Genomic DNA, 16126 nt, shown 5'->3' with positions numbered 1-16126 from the left:
CCCCCCCCCCCCCCCCCCCCCCCCCCCCCCCCCCCCCCCCCCCCCCCCCCCCCAGTTTTTTTATTAAGCCGCCCACACCGATAAATAACAAATTTTTTTGGGGGGGATGTTTTTTTTTTTAAAAATACACCCCCCCACCCGCCCCCCCCCCGGTTGATTTTTTTGGGGGCACGGTTGGCTATGGCGGCCGGGGGGGGAGGCTTTTACCCAAAAAAACCCCCCCCCCACCCCGGATTCAATTCGAGATCCGACAGATTTCATCCACGCATGGCGTGGATCTACCACCGTCACCGGGAAACTGTCGAAGGCGGGGCGGTGTCGGATTGCGGGGTGTCCGCGGCATGGATGCCGCGGCCAAGCCCCCATGGATGGGTTTACGGCGTGTCCTGCCAGCCCACACCGCCCCGCCCAACCCACAGAAAGCCCAGAGCCGGCTGTTGCCCTTGCTGTTGCCTCTGCGGGTGCAGGGCTGCACGCCCTGCCGATACCCTCACTGTGCCGGGCAGTAGGCCTTGATGGCCGCCTCCGCCAATCCCCTCTGCGCGGTGTGCTGCTCCGGGGTCAACGGGGTATCGGCCTTGCCATCGCCATCGGTGTCCTGCATCACCTGGCCACCGCCGTCCAGCAGGGCCAGGTTGGCCCGGGCCGTGCTGCACTGCTCGGGGACCGGCGCGGCCGGGGCCTCGCTGCTGGCTGCGGCCTGCGGGGTGCGCGCCTGCTCGCGGGTCTCGTACTTCCGCCCCGCCGGCGGGGTCTCCGAGTACTGGGTCACGCCCCGGGCGTCCTTCCATTTGTAGACGGGACCGGCCACGGCGTTGGCACTGGCCAACAGCAGCAGGCATCCAAGGCAGGACAGGGCACGCATGGCAGACTCCACGGAATGGGCGCAGAACATCGATTGCAGCATTGGCGCCGACCGCTGGCAAGTCGATTAAACTGGATTCCATGGACCCGATCACACCGCCGCCGCGCTCGCGCACGATTTACCTGCTGCCCAACCTGTTCACCACCGCCGGCCTGTTCGCCGGCTTCTACGCGATCATCGCCGCGGCCAATGGGGATTTCGTCAACGCCAGCATCGCCGTGTTCGTGGCGGCGGTGATGGATGGCCTGGACGGGCGCGTGGCGCGTCTGACCGGCACCAGCAGCGAATTCGGCGTGCAGTACGACTCGCTGGCCGACCTGGTCAGCTTCGGCATGGCCCCGGCGCTGGTGATGTACCACTGGTCGCTGTCGTGGCTGAAGTTCGACGATCCGCTGCTCGGCCGCGTCGGCTGGGCCGTGGCCTTCCTGTATGCGGCCTGCGCGGCACTGCGCCTGGCCCGCTTCAATACCCAGGTGGCGGTGGTCGACAAACGCTGGTTCGTCGGCCTGGCCAGCCCGGCCGCAGCGGGCCTGATGATGTCCTTCGTCTGGGCCTTTGCCGATGGCAACCTGGGCTGGGACGGCAACCAGCTGCGCTATGTGGCGCTGGCGGTGACGATCATCGCTGCGCTGCTGATGGTCAGCCGCATCCGCTTCTGGAGCTTCAAGGGCGGCGGTGCCAAGGGCACCCGTTCGGACCGCGTGCCGTTCCTGGTGCTGGCACTGGTGCCGGTGGCCATCGCCATTGCCGTCATCGACCTGCCGCGCGTGCTGTTCGCGGTCGGCATCCTGTACGCCTTGTCCGGCCCGGTGATGTGGGCCGTGCAGCGCCTGCGCAAGAAAACCGAGGCGGCGTGAGCCAGGACCTGCCCGTGCTGTGGTCCCCGGCCCAGCAGGCCTGGCTGCAGGCCATGGGCTACACCGTCTATCACGACGGCCAGCTTGCGGCCGAGCTGGACGCCGCGCTGCAGTTGAGCGTGGCCGAAGCCGAGGCCAGCGTTGCCCCGCCACACCCGGTGCCGCCGCTGGAGACGGCGCGCGCACTGCCGGCCAGGCCGGCGCCCGCCACCGGCCAGCAACGCCCGGCACCGCCGCGCCGCGAAACGCCGGTCAGGGCGCCGGACACCGTGCCGGCCGCTGAGCGACCGTTGCCCAGCGGCACCGCGCGGGAACCGGTGGTGCGCCTGCCGGACCGTCTGCAGATCGCGCTGCTGCGCGCGTCCGGCTGCAACCCGAATGACCCGGCCACGCAGGCGCTGATGGACAGCTGGCCGCTGGACCAGCTGCGCCGCGATCCGGCGGCCAAGCGTGCGCTGTGGCCGCAGCTGCGAGCCCTGCGCAAGCGGGGAACGCCATGAGCGCGGTGACCCGGCCCGGTCCGGTCAGCCTGCGCGCGCTGCGCGAGAGCGACCTCAATGCCGTGATGGCGATCGAGCTGCGGGGCTATCCCTTCCCCTGGACCCGCGGCATCTTCATCGACTGCCTGCGCGCCGGCTATCCCGGCCTGGCGATGGAGCGCGATGGCCTGCTGGTCGGCTATGGCGTGCTCAGCATCGCCGCCGATGAAGCGCACGTGCTGAACATCTGCATCGATCCGCTGGCGCAGTCGCGCGGGCTGGGCCGCCAGCTGCTGCGCGCGCTGGTGCGGCTGGCCGCCGATCGCGGCGCACAGCGCGTGTTCCTGGAAGTGCGCCCATCCAATACGCCGGCACTGGCGCTGTACCACAGCGAAGGCTTCAACGAGATCGGCCGCCGCCCGCGCTACTACCCGGCTGCACAGGGCCGCGAGGATGCGGTGGTGATGGCCATCGAGCTGGTCGACGGCGACCTGCAGGCGATGCCGCCGCTGTAAAGGGGAGGGGTTGCCGGCCAGCGGCCGGCACCACCGATGCGTCGCTCACGCCAGGCGCAACGCCAGCACACCGCCGACGATGAGCACCGCTGCCAGCCAGCGCGTGCGGGGTATCCGTTCGCGCAGCAGGAACACCGAGATCAGCAGCGCGAACAGGATCGAGGATTCGCGCAGCGCCGAGACCATCGCCACCGGCACCTGGGTCATGGCCCACAGCGCCATCGCATAGGAGGCGGTGGTGCCGACGCCGCCGGCCAGCCCCAGCGGCCAATGCTGCCGTGCATAGTGCAGCACCGCGCTGCCGCGCGTGTACACCCCCCACAGCGGCAGCGGGATGCCGGACAGCAGGAACAACCACAACGTGTAGCTGAGCGCATTGCCGGACTGGCGTGCGCCGTGTGCGTCGACCAGCGTGTAGGTGGCGATCATCGCTGCGGTCAGCAGCGGCAGTCGCAGCTGGCCGCCCCGTGCACCCAGCGCCATGCACAGGATGCCGGTGCTTACCAGCACCACCCCCAGCCAGGCTGCCGCCGGCAGCGTCTCACCCAGCAGCGTGCCCGCCAGTGCGACCAGGATCGGCGCGCAGCCACGCATCAGCGGATAGGCCAGGCTCATGTCGACCTGCTGGTAACAGCGTGCGACCAGTCCGTAATAGGTCACCTGCAACAGCACCGATGCGCCCAGCCACGGCCAGCTGTGCGCGGCGGGGAACGGCAGCAGGGGCAGCGCAGCGGCGGACAGCAGCGCTGCGCTTCCGGTGACCAGCACCGTGCCGAGGAACTTGTCCGGCCCGCGTTTGACGATCGCGTTCCAGCTGGCATGCAGCGCCGCGGCAGCGAGGACCAGCAGGAAGATGGAAATCGGCATCCGGTGATGATGCCATGCGAGAGAAATGCAGAGTCGAGCCATGCTCGACTGCTGTCATGCGTCGAGCACCGCCCGACTCTACAGAAGGAAACGCCGGGCAGTGCCCGGCGTTTCCTTCCCTGCGGCGGTTACAGCTTCGCGCGCTGCTCGCGCAGGCCGGCCAGCTGGGTGTTCCAGTCGACCAGGCGCACGCGTTCCTGCTCGACCACCGCCGGCGGCACCTTGTCGGTGAACCTGGCCAGCTTGGTCTCGCTCTTTTCCTGTTCGCCTTCCACGCGCTTGATTTCCTTGTCCAGGCGCGCACGCTCAGCATCAAGATCGACCAGGCCTTCCAGCGGTACCAGCAGCTTCAGCTCGCCCACGATCGCGGCCGCGGCCGGCGGCGCGCTTTCGCCTTCGGCCAGCCACTGGATGCTGTCCAGCTTCAGCAGGAACGACAGCGAGGCGCTGAAGCGCTCGATGCGCACCCGGTCCTGCGCCAGGCCGGCCTGCAGGCGCAGTGGCACCAGCCTGGACGGCGCGACGTTCAGTTCGCTGCGCACGCGACGGACCGCACTGATCACCGCCTTCAGCCATTCCACGTCGGCCTCGGCCTGGGCGAAATCGCCCTCGAACTCGGCGGCGGTGGGGTACGGGCGCAACGACAGCGTGGTTTCGGCCAGGCCCAGGCGCGGCGCCAGCTGCTGCCACAGCTGTTCGGTGATGAACGGCGTCAGCGGGTGCAGCAGGCGCAGCAGCGCTTCCAGCACGTACAGCAGGGTGTGGCGGGTGCTCTCGGCATCGGCGGCGTCGGCGCCGTTCAGCGCCGGCTTGCTCAGTTCCAGGAACCAGTCGCAGAACGCGTTCCAGGCGAATTCGTACAGGCACTGCGCCAGCAGGTCGAAACGATAGGCGGCGAAATGGCCCTGCGCTTCGGCGGTGGTGGCGGCCAGGCGCGCCAGGATCCAGCGCTCGGCATCGGTACGCGGCTTGGGAACGCCGGTGAACGCAGCACCTTCGGTGTTCATCAGCGCGAAGCGGCTGGCGTTCCACAGCTTGTTGCAGAAGTTCTTGTAGCCCTCGGCGCGGTTCATGTCGAACTTGATGTCGCGGCCGTGGGTGGCCAGCGCGGCGATGGTGAAGCGCAGCGCATCGGCACCGTGGGCTGCAATGCCGTCCGGGAATTCCCTGCGGGTGGCCTTCTCGATCTTCTCCACCATCTTCGGCTGCATCAGGCCGCCGGTGCGCTTGGCGACCAGGTCGTCGATGCTGATGCCGTCGATGATGTCCAGCGGGTCGAGCACGTTGCCCTTGCTCTTGGACATCTTCTGGCCCTGGCCGTCGCGGATCAGGCCGGTGAAGTAGACGTCCTTGAACGGGATCTTCCCGACCAGGTTGTCGGTGGCCATGATCATGCGCGCCACCCAGAAGAAGATGATGTCGAAGCCGGTGATCAGCACCGACGACGGCAGGTAGCGGTCGAAGCCGCGCTCGGCCATGGCCTGTTCGTTGGGCCAGCCCAGGGTGGAGAACGGCCACAGCTGCGAGGAGAACCAGGTCTCCAGCACGTCGCTTTCCTGGTTCAGCACCACCTCGCTGCCCAGGTTGTGCTTTGCCCGCACATCCTCTTCGCTGCGGCCGACGTAGCAGGTGCCGGTAGCGGCGTCGAACCACGCCGGAATGCGATGGCCCCACCACAGCTGGCGGCTGATGCACCAGTCCTGGATGTTGTTCATCCAGTGGCGGTAGGTGTTGATCCAGTTCGGCGGCACGAAGGCAATGCTTCCGTCCTCGACCAGTTCCAGGCCACGCCTGGCCAGCTCGTCCATCTTCACGAACCACTGGTCGGTCAGGTACGGCTCGATCACCTGGCCGGTACGGTCGCCGCGCGGCACCTGCAGCTTGTGCGCCTTGGTTTCGACCAGGATGCCGAGGTCTTCCAGTTCGGCCAGCACGGCCTTGCGCGCGTCATAACGGTCCAGGCCCTGGAAGCGCTCGGGCGCGTTCTCGTTCAGCGCCGCCACCGGGGTGAACAGGTTGATCATCGGCAGGCTGTGGCGCACGCCGACTTCATAGTCATTGAAATCATGGGCCGGGGTGACCTTGACCACGCCGGTGCCGAACGCGCGGTCCACGTACTCGTCGGCGATCACCGGCACGCGGCGGCCGGTCAGCGGCAGCACCACGCTCTTGCCGATCAGGTGCGCGTAGCGCGCATCTTCCGGGTGCACCATCACCGCGGTATCGCCCAGCAGGGTTTCCGGGCGGGTGGTGGCGACCACCAGGTAGTCGCGGGTTTCGCGCAGGGTTTCCACGCCGTCGGCATCGCGCTCGACGTGCTCGTAGCTCAGGCCTTCATCGAGCGTGTAGGCGATCGACCACAGGAAGCCGTCTTCCTCGGCGCTCTCCACCTCCAGGTCGGAAATGGCGGTCTTCAGCACCGGGTCCCAGTTGACCAGGCGCTGGCCGCGGTAGATCAGGCCCTGCTCGTACCAGCGCACGAACGCTTCATTGACTGCCGCCGACGGCTGCGGGTCCATGGTGAAAGTGCTGCGCGACCAGTCGGCGGAGGTGCCGAGGCGGCGCATCTGGCGCTCGATGGTGTCGCCGGACTGCTGCTTCCACTCCCAGACCTTGCCGATGAAGCCTTCGCGGCCCAGCGAGTCGCGGGTCTCGCCCTTGCCTTCCAGCGCCAGGTTGCGGCTGACCACCATTTCGGTGGCGATGCCGGCGTGGTCGGTACCGACCTGCCACAGCGTGTCGTAGCCGCGCATGCGGTGGTAGCGCACCAGCGCATCCATCAGGGTCTGCTGGAACGCGTGGCCCATGTGCAGCGTGCCGGTCACGTTCGGCGGCGGCAGCAGGATGGTGTACGGCTCGCCCGTGCCGGACGGCTTGAAGTGGCCGGCCTTCTCCCAGGCCTCGTAGAGGTCGGTCTCGAAGGACGTCGGGTCGTAGCTGGAGGCGAGTTGGGGCATGCGGGGGAACCAGGAGGTAATCGTTGAAGGATCAGGGCGCGGCGGCGGCCCATCAAGGGGGCCGGGGCGCGCTTACATGTCGTGCTTGTTCAGGTCGTAACCGGCCGCCTTGTACTGGCGCCAGCGCTCGCGCAGCGGTTCGCGCGCTTCCGGATCGGCCGGAACCACTTCCAGCACGCGCTCGCACTGGCCCAGCCAGGGCGCGTCGCGCAGGTTGATCACCAGCGGACGCGCCGGTGCCTCGGTGCCGGGCACGGCGATCAGCACCAGGGCTTCTTCCTCGTCCATGTCTTCCCCGGCGATCTGGTGCGGGATGTAGGCATCGTTGTCGAAGGCCCACAGCAGCTCGTCCAGCTCTTCGGCCTGGGCCTGGTCGCGGGCCAGCACCAGGGTGAACAGCCCGGCGTCGTTGGCCTTGCGCGCCAGCTCGCAGACCAGGCGCAGGGGCTCGGTCAGGAAACGGGGCTTGGCGATCAGGTAGAAGTCGGCGCGGGGCATGGCAGGGTCCGGGTCAGGCAGGGGCCCGGCAGTGCCGGGCGAGGCCCCGGCCGGCGTCTGCCGGCCAGGGTCGGGTACGGCATCAGGCGCGGGCGACCTGGTCCAGCAGCCACTGGCTCAGCAGGCCGACCGGGCGGCCGGTGGCCATGCCGCGCTTGCCTTCATCGCTGGCCACGCCGGCGATGTCCAGGTGGGCCCAGCGCTGGCCTTCGGTGAAGCGCGACAGGAAGCAGCCGGCGGTGATCGCGCCGGCCCAGCGGCCGCCGATGTTGTAGACGTCGGCGAAGGTCGAATCCAGCATCGGCTGGTACTCGTCCCACAGCGGCAGGCGCCAGGCGCGGTCGAACACCTGCTCGCCGGCGGCCAGCAGCTCGCTGGCCAGGTCGTCGTGCTTGCTCATCAGGCCGGCGGTCTGGTGGCCCAGGGCGACCATGCAGGCACCGGTCAGGGTGGCGACGTCGACCAGCGCGGCCGGTTCGAAGCGCTGCGCATAGGTCAGTGCGTCGCACAGGATCAGGCGGCCTTCGGCGTCGGTGTTGCCGACTTCGATGGTCTTGCCCGACATCGAGGTGATCACGTCGGACGGACGGTAGGCGTTGCCGTCGATGGCGTTTTCCACCGCCGGTACCACCACCACCAGGTTCAGCGGCAGCTTGGCCTTGACCGCCGCGACGAAGGTGCCGATGACGTTGGCGCCACCGCACATGTCGTACTTCATCTCTTCGATGCCGCCCTGGGTCTTCAGGTTGACGCCACCGGTATCGAAGGTGATGCCCTTGCCGACCAGCACGTAGGGCTTGGCGTCGCCGCCGTTGTTCCACTTCAGCACGACCAGGCGCGGGCGGTTGGCCGAACCGCGGGCCACCGCCAGCAGCGAGCCCATGCCCAGCGCTTCCATCTGGTGCTCGTCGAGGATCTCGGCTTCGGCACCGTCGTGCTCGCCGGCGAACTTCACGCCGACCTCGGCCAGGTAGGCCGGGGTGCAGTAGTTCGGCGGCAGGTTGCCCAGTTCGCGGGCGAACTCGACACCGGCAGCGATCGCCTGGCCTTGGGCCAGGGCCTGGGCGTCGTCACCGGCAATGGCGAGCTGGGCCAGGCCGGCATCGTCGGCCTTCTTCTTGCCCAGGGTGGCGGTGTAGCGATACGCGGCGTGATCGGCGGCGATCACCGCCTGGCGGATCGCCCAGGCCGCATCGCGGTCCTTCACGGCCACTTCGGACAGGGTGAACAGCGCGCTGCGGGCGGCACCGGCCTTCAGCGCGCGCACCGCGTCGCCCACGGCCTTCAGGTACTGCGGCACGCCGAAGCGGGCGGCGTCGCCCAGGCCGACCACCAGCACGCGCGGCGCAGTCACGCCCGGCAGGTCGTGCAGCAGGGTGGTCGTGCCGGTCTTGCCGGACAGGTCGCCACGCTGGGCCAGGGCGGCCAGGCGGCCACCGCTGGCGGCGTCCAGGGCCTGCGCGGCCGGGGTCAGGGTATGGTCGGCATACGCGCCGACCACCAGGCAATCAACGGTGGCGGCGGCCGGAGCAACGTGGTTCAGGGTGAATTCGAGGGCCATTGAGCAGATTCCATTGGCGAGTCCGTACAATCGCAGGCCGTTTACGCCCAGACAGTAGACTGGGCGGCACCGCGAACGAACCCCAGAGTTTAAACCACCGCCCCATGCTCAAGCTCGACCGATACCTGCTGGGCGATTTCGTCCAGAGTTTCCTGGCTACCCTGATCGTCCTGCTGGTGGTCAGCGTGGGCGGCGTGATGGTGGACATCCTCGGCAACATCGCCGACGGGCGCCTGCCGGCCAAGCTGCTGTTCTCGCAGCTGGGCCTGCAGTTCATCGCCTACCTGCCGCTGATCCTGCCGCTGGCGCTGATGCTGGGCCTGCTGCTGGCCATTGCCCGCCTGTACCGCGACTCGGAGATGGCGGTCATCACCGCGATCGGGGTAGGCCCCAAGCGGCTGCTGCGGCCGCTGCTGATGCTGGTGGTGCCGGTGGTGCTGCTGGTCGGCGCCTGCTCGCTGTGGCTGGGCCCGTGGGCCGGCCGGGTGGCCGAGCAGATGATCATCGAGGCCAACCGCAGCGTGCTGATGGCCGGCCTGGAGCCGGGCCGTTTCACGCCGCTGCCCAACGGCGGCGTGGTCTACCTGTCCTCGATCTCGCCCGATGGCACCCAGCTGGGCAAGGTGTTCCTGCAGCGGCAGAAGGACGACCGCCTGGAAGTGGTGTCGGCCAACAGCGGCCGCATGTACTTCGAGGGCACCCGCCAGCGTTTCCTGGAGCTGGATGACGGCCACCAGGTGGAAGGGCCGGTGGCCGGCGCACTCGATTATCGGCTGGCGACCTTTGCCCGCAACGACGTGGCCCTGCCCGACGGCGCGCAGACCCGCACCGAGGACGACCCGGAACTGATGCCGACCCTGCAGCTGATCGGCGATGCGCGCCCGCAGGCGCAGGCGCAGCTGCACCGCCGCCTGGCACCGCCGCTGATCGCGCTGGCCTTCGCCCTGCTGACCGTGCCGCTGGGCCGCAGTTCGCCGCGCCAGCAGCGTTATGGCCGCATGATGCTGGCCCTGATGGCCTACATGGTGGGTACCAACCTGATGTTCATCGGCAGTGGCTGGATCGCCAACGGCAAGATTCCGGCCGCGCTTGGCCTGTGGTGGTTGACGGTGCCGCTGCTGGCGCTGGCGATCTGGATGTATGTACGTGATGGCCGCCTGGGCCGCCCGAAGGGAGCCCGCGCATGAGGCTGCGCCCGATGCGTTTCGACCTGTACCTGGGTCGCTCGGTGTTCACCACGGTGCTGCTGACCTGGGCGGTGCTGGTCGGCCTGGACGTGGTGATGGCCTTCTCCGGCGAGTTCAAGGACATCGGCAAGAACGGCTATACGCTGGGCCATGCCGCTGCCTGGGTGCTGTACACGGTGCCGCGCCGCGCCTACACGATGTTCCCGACCGCCGCGGTGATCGGTGCACTGATGGGCCTGGGCCAGCTGGCGGCGACCTCGGAGCTGACCGCCCTGCGTGCGCTGGGCCTGTCGCGCAAGCGCCTGAGCGTGTCGGTGGCGATCGCGCTGTCGCTGTTGACCGCGGTGATGGTGCTCAGCGCCGAGACGCTGGGGCCGTGGGGCCAGGGCCGTGCCGATGCGCTGAAGACCAGCGCCAAGTGGGGGCTGGATATCTCGACAACCCGGTATTCCGGGCTGTGGGCGCGAGAAGGCGACACCTTCCTCAACGCCCAGAGCGGCGAGGAGCAGCTGGTGGGTGACAAGGGCACGCGGCTGATCCTGCGCGACGTGCGCCTGTACCGGATCGCCGAAGACGGCAACATCGCCTCGCTGACCCATGCGGCCACGGCCGAGCATGACAAGGACGGCTGGGTGCTGACTGGTGTGCGCCGCGATACCTTCGGCGAGCGCTCGGCCACCCGCCAGGAAGTGGCGCGTGAGCCGTGGAACTCGAAGCTGGATCCGGCGGCGCTGGCCACCGGCATCGCCAAGCCGCGCAACCTCAGCGTGGCCGAGCTGAGTACCAGCATTGCCTACCGCCAGCGCAACGGGCTGGATGCGCGCGATTTCGAGGATGTGTACTGGAGCCGCTGGTTCTACCCGGTGAACGTGCTGGCGCTGTGCCTGGCGGCGGTACCGTTCGCGTTCGGGTCGCTGCGCAGTGGCGGCATGGGCAAGCGCCTGTTCCTGGGCATTCTGTTCGCGCTGGGCTTCTGGCTGCTGCAGCTGTTCTTCGGTCGCATGGCCGGCGCGCTGAAGTTCGATTACCGCATTGCCTATGCGCTGCCGCCGATCGTCATGCTGGCCGTGTCCGGACTGTTGTTCCGGCGCAAGTCGGGCTGACCCTCGTTGGTGTAGCGCCGAGCGCTGCGCTGGATCGGATTGAAGGGTGACGCATCACCGCTTGGGCATGCGCACCAGGCGGGTGCCGCTGGCGCGGTCGTGCCAGGTCAGCCGTTCGCGGTCGACCCACGCCCACCAGAATCCCAGCCCGCCCAGCAGCAGTGACAGCGTGCCAATAGCAAAGCGCCGCCATAGCTGGCCGCGCCGCAACGGCGTGCCATCGCGCGATTGCACTTTCAGCCGCCACGGCCGCATGCCCAGCGTCTGCCCGCCGCGACGCCAGCTGGCAGTGGCGTACCCGCCGGTGATGACCCAGCAGGTCGCCCACAGCAGCCACTGCCAGGCACTGAACGGCGCGATGTTCTCGCGCTGCGCGTGGCCGCTGAAGGTGTAGGCCAGGGTGAACAACGTGCCGGCCAGCATCCACAGCGCCAGCACCGGCAACGCGTCGTAGACCATTGCCAGAAGGCGCCACGGCAGCAGTGCGCGCGGGCGGGGCAGTTCGCTGGCGGCTGCAGGGGCCGTGTCGGTGGCGGGGCGGGACATGCGCCGAGCATACGCAAAGCTGGCCGTGCCCGCAGTGGCCCTCGTATCCTGCACGCATGGCCCTTGTTTCCACCCCCGCCGAACGCCGCCAGCTGGTCCAGCAACTGCCCGAACTGCGTGCCGACGACAGCGCACGCATCCAGCGCTTCCTCGATGCGATCTGGGCCGAGAACGGCCTGGCCCGCGCCACCCTCGACAGCTACCGCCGCGATCTGGAAGGCCTGGCGCGCTGGATGGATGGACGTGACGGTGGCCTGGCCGGCATCGAGCGCGCGGGGTTGTTCGATTACCTGGCCTGGCGCACCCGCCATGGCTGGTCGCCGCGCAGCAATGCGCGGTTGTTGTCGGCGCTGCGGGCCTTCTTCGCCGATGGCGTGCGCCGTGGCGAACGCAGCGAGGATCCCAGCGCGCTGCTGGATCCGCCCAAGCTGCCACGCTTGCTGCCCAAGGCGTTGGCCGAAAGCCAGATCGATGCGCTGCTGGCGGCGCCTGACATCGACAGCCCGCTGGGGCTGCGCGACCGCGCCATGCTGGAGCTGATGTACGCCGCCGGCCTGCGCGTCAGCGAGCTGGTGCTGCTGCCGGCCACCGCGGTCAACCTGCGCCAGGGCGTGCTGCGGGTCACCGGCAAGGGCAGCAAGGAACGGCTGGTGCCGTTGGGCGAGGAGTCGCAGCACTGGCTGGAGCGTTACCTGCAGCAGTCGCGCCCGCAGCTGGTCGGCAAGGGCAAGGTGCAGGCCCTGCCCGACGGGCAGACCCCGTTGTTCATCGAGCCGACCCTGCAGGCGCTGACCCGGCAGGCATTCTGGCACCTGGTCAAGCGCCACGCGCAGGTGGCTGGCATCGACCCGGCACGGATCAGTCCGCATGGGCTGCGGCACAGCTTCGCCACCCATCTGCTCAACCGGGGTGCCGACCTGCGCGCGCTGCAGATGCTGCTCGGGCACAGCTCGCTATCCACCACCCAGATCTACACCCTGGTGGCGCGCGAACACCTGCAGAAACTGCATGCCCGCCACCATCCACGCGGCTGAGTGCGGGCCTGAATCGCTGCCCGGGCCCGTCCATGGCAGCGCGGCCCGCTGCCGGCGGCTGTGTCAGAATCCGGGACCTTCTTCTGCCGCGGATCGTTTCATGCTCCGATTTGCCATCGCCGCCGTGTTCGGTGCGCTCAGCCTGACCGCCTGCGCCCAGCCGGCCCCGCCGGCCGCCAAGGCGCCCACCGCTGCGGCCAAGGCCAGCCCGGCCGCGAACGCACCGGCCGACCAGGCGGTCCGTGCCGCGTTGACCGCGCTCAACCCGGGCTTCCAGGTCGATTACATCGGTGCCGCGCCGTTCCCGGGCTTCCGCGAGGTGGTGGTGTCCGGCCAGCTGCTGTACGTGTCCGATGACGGCCGCTACCTGTTCCAGTCGCAGCCCTACGACACCCGTGCCAAGGGCCCGGCCAACAGCGAAGGCCTGCTCGGCTACCGTCGCGGCCTGCTGGCCAAGGCCAACCACGGTGATCGCATCGTGTTCGCCGCGCCGAACGCGAAATACACCATCAGCGTGTTCACCGACATCGAGTGCGGATACTGCCGCAAGCTGCACCAGGACATCGCCGAGCTCAACCGCAACGGCATCACCGTCGAGTACCTGGCGTTCCCGCGCATGGGGCTGGGCAGCAAGGACTACACCGACATGATTTCGGTCTGGTGCGCAGCGGATCGTCGCCAGGCCCTGACCAACGCCAAGCGCGGTGGCAGCGTGCCGGCCAAGAACTGCACCAACCCGGTGGCGATGCAGTACGCGCTGGGCCAGCAGCTGGGCGTGAATGGCACGCCGGCGATCTTCGCGCCGGATGGCACCCAGCTGGGCGGTTACCTGCCGCCGGCACAGCTGCGTGCGGCGCTGGAAAAGCTGTCGGCCAAGCGCTGATCGGCGCTGCAGGCAGGAGGCCGGGGATGCGTGTATCGCATCCCCGGCTTTTTTCTTACTTCAGGCCATCACTGACCGCCTTGGTCAGCGTGCCCTGCGCATCGTCACCGCTGAACTCCCAGACGAATGCACCGCCCAGGCCCTGGGTCTTCACGTAACCCATCTTGCGGGTGATGTTGGCCGGGGTGTCGAAGCTCCACAACGTGCTGCCGTTGTAGATCCAGGTGGCGCCGGCGGTGTTGTCGGTGTAGCCCGGCCACGCCAGGTTCTTCAGCACCTTCCAGTCCTCGATGCCGGCCTCGTAGGTACCCGGGGCGGCACCGCTCGCGGTCTGGTACAGGCCGTTGTTGGCATTGGCCACACCGGTCCAGCCACGCCCGTAGTAGCCGATGCCCAGGTTGAGCTTGGCGGCGGGCACGCCACGGCTGATGAAGGCCTCGATGGCGTCGTTGCTGTTGTACAGCTTCTGGTCGCCGGTGGACGGATCATTGGGCGAATCGAACAGCGCCGACTGGTGATTGGTCTTCGCATCCCACGCGCCGTGGAAGTCGTAGGTCATCACGTTGATGTAGTCCAGGTACGGGTGGTACGCGGCCGGATCGGTGACGCGGATCTTGTCGATGCCCGCACCCACCGCCACCGTCAGCAACAGGCCCGGACGCACTGCATCAAGCTGGCGGCGGAACTCTGCCATCAGCGCGGTGAAGTTGGCGTTGTCTTCCGGCTTGCCGCATTCGATGCCGCAGGCCACCGGGTATTCCCAGTCGATGTCGATGCCGTCGAACACGCCCAGTGCGGCACCGGCACCACCGGCACCGTCGGTCACCGGCAGGTTGCCCTTGATGTAGGCGTCGATGCACGAGGCGACGAACGCCTGGCGGTTTTCCGGACGCGCCGCGCTGGAGAAGCCGCGCGACCAGGTCCAGCCACCCAGCGAGATCAGTACCTTCAGGTTCGGATACTTGGCCTTGAGCTGCTTGAGCTGGTTCCAGTTGCCACGCAGCGGCTGGTCCCAGGTATCGGCACTGCCGCTGACGCTCTCGGCGGCACTGAAGGCCTTGGTGTAGTCGGCGAAGGCATCGCCACCGGCACCACTGTTCGGATCCGACGGCTGGGTGATGCCCACTTCGCAGCGGTTGTTGCGCACGTTGCCGAACGCGTAGTTGATGTGGGTCAGGCGCGCGGCCGAGCCGCTGCTGTCGATGTTCTTGACCCGGTAGTTGCGGCCATAGATGCCCCACTGGGTGAAGTAGCCGATGACCCGCTTGCCGGTGGTGCCGCCGTCGCCGGCCAGCGTGGTGGCGCTGATCTCGGTGCCTTGTGCCGAGGCATTGCCGGCGTTGTCGCGGGCCCGTACGCGGTAGCGGTAGGTGGTCGATGCAGTCAGCCCGCCATCCACATAGCTGGCACTGGACGGTGAACCGACCAGGCTGCCGTTGCGGTACACGTCATAGCCGGCCAGGCCACTGCCGCCGGTGTTGTCGGTGGACGGGCTCCAGCTGAGGGCGATGCTGTTGGCGGTACGGGTGCCGACCGCCAGCCCGCCCGGCACGCTCGGTGCGGTGGTGTCGCTACCGGCGGCGTTGACGGTGATGGTGATCGTCGCGGTGCTGGCGGTGGCGTTGTTGTTGTCGGTGGCGACCGCGCGCAGGGTGTGGCTGCCGGCGCTGGCATTGGCCCAGCTGGCCGCATACGGCGCACTGGTGGCCACGCCGAGCGTGCTGCCATCGCGGAAGAACTCGACCTTGGCGACGCTGCCGTCCGGATCACTGGCGGTGGCGGTCACGTTGACCGTGCTGCCGGCACTGAAGGTGGCACCGTTGGCCGGCGAGGTCAGGCTGACCACCGGCGGCTGGTTGACGCCGCCGCCATCGCAGGCGCCGAGGTTGGTGTAGTAGGGCGCACCGGCCGGATGGTCCGGCGGCGCGTTCCAGATGTCCTGGTTCGCCCGATAGAGGACGCCTCCTTTCTGCAGGGTGTCGCCGGCCCGGTAGATCTTGGCCTGGTCCCACTGCGCCACCCCGGCACAGCTGGCGGCCTGCGCCAGGCCGGGCAGGGCGGCGGTACCGGCAGCCAGGGCAAGCAGCCAGGCCAGGTGGCGGGGACGACAGCTTCGGGTCGAACGTTCGGCACTGCGCACAATCGGGTCGTACATGGGTGAGTCTCCGATCAAAGGGCGCGCGGGCCCCGATGGCGCCGCGCGTGACGCAGGTCCGGGCGTCGCCCGGGAAGGCGACGGAGGGGCCGGACGGAGGCACCTGGGAGGCCGGGGAGAGAGTCCGGCACCAGGTGGGGACAACGTTGTCATCAATTGCGTGGTCAATCCGTGAGCAAGCGCATGGTTCGGCGATTTGGGCGGAAAGCGGCGCTGGCGCGCAGTCGGCGGCCATCGGCGGAGCCCCCTCGTGGCTGGGGCTTGCCGCGAACAGCGGATTTCTGGGGATTGGCCGGGCGGGTTCCTGCGCGGCCAGCCACGAAAGACAGAAGAAAAAAACAAAGGCAAAAGCCGGTCGCTGTGCTCTTCAATGCCTGATTTCTGACATTTCCTGGTTGCCGGCCAGCGGCCGGCACTACCGGGGAGCATCCACGCATGGCGTGGATGTACCGCAGATCGCCGAAATCTGTCGAAGGCGGGGTGGGTCCGGTGGCGGGGGTGTCTGATCTGGCCCCCCGTCAGCGGACGCCAAGAAGCGATACTTTGATCGCACTTGGAGGTCCCTTATGTCCCGTATCACCCGTCGTAGCTACACCGATGAGTTCAAGCACCAGGCCGT

14 protein-coding genes are annotated in these 16126 nt (G+C 68.4%); 7 read left to right on the top strand and 7 right to left on the bottom strand.

What is annotated here, in order from left to right; all coding sequences use genetic code 11:
- Window positions 1-490: 490 nt before the first annotated feature.
- Window positions 491-865, bottom strand: a complete 375-nt coding sequence (locus WDC87_RS20505; protein WP_049465130.1) for a DUF4124 domain-containing protein — start codon at window positions 863-865, stop codon at window positions 491-493.
- An 80-nt stretch (window positions 866-945) separates the two neighbouring features.
- Between WDC87_RS20505 and pssA the strand changes: the two genes are divergently transcribed.
- Genes pssA through rimI form a run of 3 tightly spaced genes read left to right on the top strand, consistent with a single transcriptional unit; the run spans window position 946 to window position 2716 of the window.
- Entirely contained in the window at window positions 946-1722 is a 777-nt protein-coding gene (gene pssA / locus WDC87_RS20500; protein WP_049465105.1) for a CDP-diacylglycerol--serine O-phosphatidyltransferase, read from the top strand.
- Entirely contained in the window at window positions 1719-2222 is a 504-nt protein-coding gene (locus tag WDC87_RS20495) for a hypothetical protein (RefSeq protein ID WP_049465107.1), read from the top strand. Before pssA ends, WDC87_RS20495 begins: the two co-directional genes overlap by 4 nt.
- A complete protein-coding gene (gene rimI / locus WDC87_RS20490; RefSeq protein WP_053462112.1) occupies window positions 2219-2716 on the top strand; it encodes a ribosomal protein S18-alanine N-acetyltransferase in 498 nt (165 codons plus the stop codon). Before WDC87_RS20495 ends, rimI begins: the two co-directional genes overlap by 4 nt.
- Before the next feature lie 45 nt (window positions 2717-2761).
- On the opposite strand, the gene WDC87_RS20485 is transcribed toward rimI, so the two are convergent.
- From WDC87_RS20485 to WDC87_RS20470, 4 genes are all read right to left on the bottom strand, one after another.
- Window positions 2762-3583 carry an EamA family transporter gene (locus WDC87_RS20485; RefSeq protein ID WP_164082328.1) on the bottom strand — a complete coding sequence of 274 codons (822 nt, stop codon included), beginning with the start codon at window positions 3581-3583 and terminating at the stop codon, window positions 2762-2764.
- 128 nt (window positions 3584-3711) lie between these two features.
- A complete protein-coding gene (locus WDC87_RS20480) occupies window positions 3712-6540 on the bottom strand; it encodes a valine--tRNA ligase (protein ID WP_164082327.1) in 2829 nt (942 codons plus the stop codon).
- Window positions 6541-6612: 72 nt separating this feature from the next.
- Window positions 6613-7038 carry a DNA polymerase III subunit chi gene (locus WDC87_RS20475; RefSeq protein ID WP_049418512.1) on the bottom strand — a complete coding sequence of 142 codons (426 nt, stop codon included), beginning with the start codon at window positions 7036-7038 and terminating at the stop codon, window positions 6613-6615.
- Window positions 7039-7120: 82 nt separating this feature from the next.
- Window positions 7121-8599 (bottom strand): leucyl aminopeptidase, encoded by a 1479-nt coding sequence (locus WDC87_RS20470; RefSeq protein WP_164082326.1) that lies wholly within the window; start codon window positions 8597-8599, stop codon window positions 7121-7123.
- A 104-nt stretch (window positions 8600-8703) separates the two neighbouring features.
- Here WDC87_RS20470 and lptF point away from each other — a divergent pair, with 104 nt between their 5' ends.
- Together lptF and lptG are read left to right on the top strand one after the other, a co-directional pair.
- Entirely contained in the window at window positions 8704-9786 is a 1083-nt protein-coding gene (gene lptF, locus WDC87_RS20465) for an LPS export ABC transporter permease LptF (RefSeq protein ID WP_053462116.1), read from the top strand.
- Window positions 9783-10889 (top strand): LPS export ABC transporter permease LptG, encoded by a 1107-nt coding sequence (gene lptG, locus WDC87_RS20460; RefSeq protein ID WP_053462117.1) that lies wholly within the window; start codon window positions 9783-9785, stop codon window positions 10887-10889. The genes lptF and lptG overlap by 4 nt, the downstream gene beginning before the upstream one ends.
- 54 nt (window positions 10890-10943) lie before the next feature.
- Here the strand turns inward: lptG and WDC87_RS20455 are convergent, their stop codons facing one another.
- Complete coding sequence (locus tag WDC87_RS20455; protein WP_164082325.1) at window positions 10944-11435, bottom strand: RDD family protein; 492 nt, start codon at window positions 11433-11435, stop codon at window positions 10944-10946.
- Window positions 11436-11491: 56 nt separating this feature from the next.
- Between WDC87_RS20455 and xerD the strand changes: the two genes are divergently transcribed.
- The gene (xerD, locus tag WDC87_RS20450; RefSeq protein ID WP_053462119.1) at window positions 11492-12469 is read left to right on the top strand and encodes a site-specific tyrosine recombinase XerD; all 978 of its coding nucleotides are present in this window, start codon (window positions 11492-11494) and stop codon (window positions 12467-12469) included.
- Window positions 12470-12569: 100 nt separating this feature from the next.
- Complete coding sequence (locus WDC87_RS20445; protein ID WP_049465127.1) at window positions 12570-13352, top strand: thioredoxin fold domain-containing protein; 783 nt, start codon at window positions 12570-12572, stop codon at window positions 13350-13352.
- Window positions 13353-13407: 55 nt separating this feature from the next.
- Here WDC87_RS20445 and WDC87_RS20440 read toward each other — a convergent pair whose 3' ends face one another.
- Window positions 13408-15507 (bottom strand): glycosyl hydrolase family 18 protein, encoded by a 2100-nt coding sequence (locus tag WDC87_RS20440; RefSeq protein ID WP_164082324.1) that lies wholly within the window; start codon window positions 15505-15507, stop codon window positions 13408-13410.
- Window positions 15508-16126: the final 619 nt, after the last annotated feature.

The organism is Stenotrophomonas maltophilia group sp. Smal12 (genome assembly GCF_037079935.1).
In the GTDB taxonomy this organism is placed as follows: Bacteria; Pseudomonadota; Gammaproteobacteria; order Xanthomonadales; family Xanthomonadaceae; genus Stenotrophomonas; species Stenotrophomonas sepilia.
This window is presented reverse-complemented; position numbering and strand designations above follow the sequence as displayed.

What these genes read in the sequence shown, in the direction of transcription:
- WDC87_RS20505 (WP_049465130.1), bottom strand. Translation starts at nt 865, where the DNA reads ATGCGTGCCCTGTCCTGCCTTGGATGCCTGCTGCTGTTGGCCAGTGCC.
- pssA (WP_049465105.1), top strand. Translation starts at nt 946, where the DNA reads ATGGACCCGATCACACCGCCGCCGCGCTCGCGCACGATTTACCTGCTG.
- rimI (WP_053462112.1), top strand. Translation starts at nt 2,219, where the DNA reads ATGAGCGCGGTGACCCGGCCCGGTCCGGTCAGCCTGCGCGCGCTGCGC.
- WDC87_RS20485 (WP_164082328.1), bottom strand. Translation starts at nt 3,583, where the DNA reads ATGCCGATTTCCATCTTCCTGCTGGTCCTCGCTGCCGCGGCGCTGCAT.
- WDC87_RS20480 (WP_164082327.1), bottom strand. Translation starts at nt 6,540, where the DNA reads ATGCCCCAACTCGCCTCCAGCTACGACCCGACGTCCTTCGAGACCGAC.
- WDC87_RS20475 (WP_049418512.1), bottom strand. Translation starts at nt 7,038, where the DNA reads ATGCCCCGCGCCGACTTCTACCTGATCGCCAAGCCCCGTTTCCTGACC.
- WDC87_RS20470 (WP_164082326.1), bottom strand. Translation starts at nt 8,599, where the DNA reads ATGGCCCTCGAATTCACCCTGAACCACGTTGCTCCGGCCGCCGCCACC.
- lptF (WP_053462116.1), top strand. Translation starts at nt 8,704, where the DNA reads ATGCTCAAGCTCGACCGATACCTGCTGGGCGATTTCGTCCAGAGTTTC.
- lptG (WP_053462117.1), top strand. Translation starts at nt 9,783, where the DNA reads ATGAGGCTGCGCCCGATGCGTTTCGACCTGTACCTGGGTCGCTCGGTG.
- WDC87_RS20455 (WP_164082325.1), bottom strand. Translation starts at nt 11,435, where the DNA reads ATGTCCCGCCCCGCCACCGACACGGCCCCTGCAGCCGCCAGCGAACTG.
- xerD (WP_053462119.1), top strand. Translation starts at nt 11,492, where the DNA reads ATGGCCCTTGTTTCCACCCCCGCCGAACGCCGCCAGCTGGTCCAGCAA.
- WDC87_RS20445 (WP_049465127.1), top strand. Translation starts at nt 12,570, where the DNA reads ATGCTCCGATTTGCCATCGCCGCCGTGTTCGGTGCGCTCAGCCTGACC.
- WDC87_RS20440 (WP_164082324.1), bottom strand. Translation starts at nt 15,507, where the DNA reads ATGTACGACCCGATTGTGCGCAGTGCCGAACGTTCGACCCGAAGCTGT.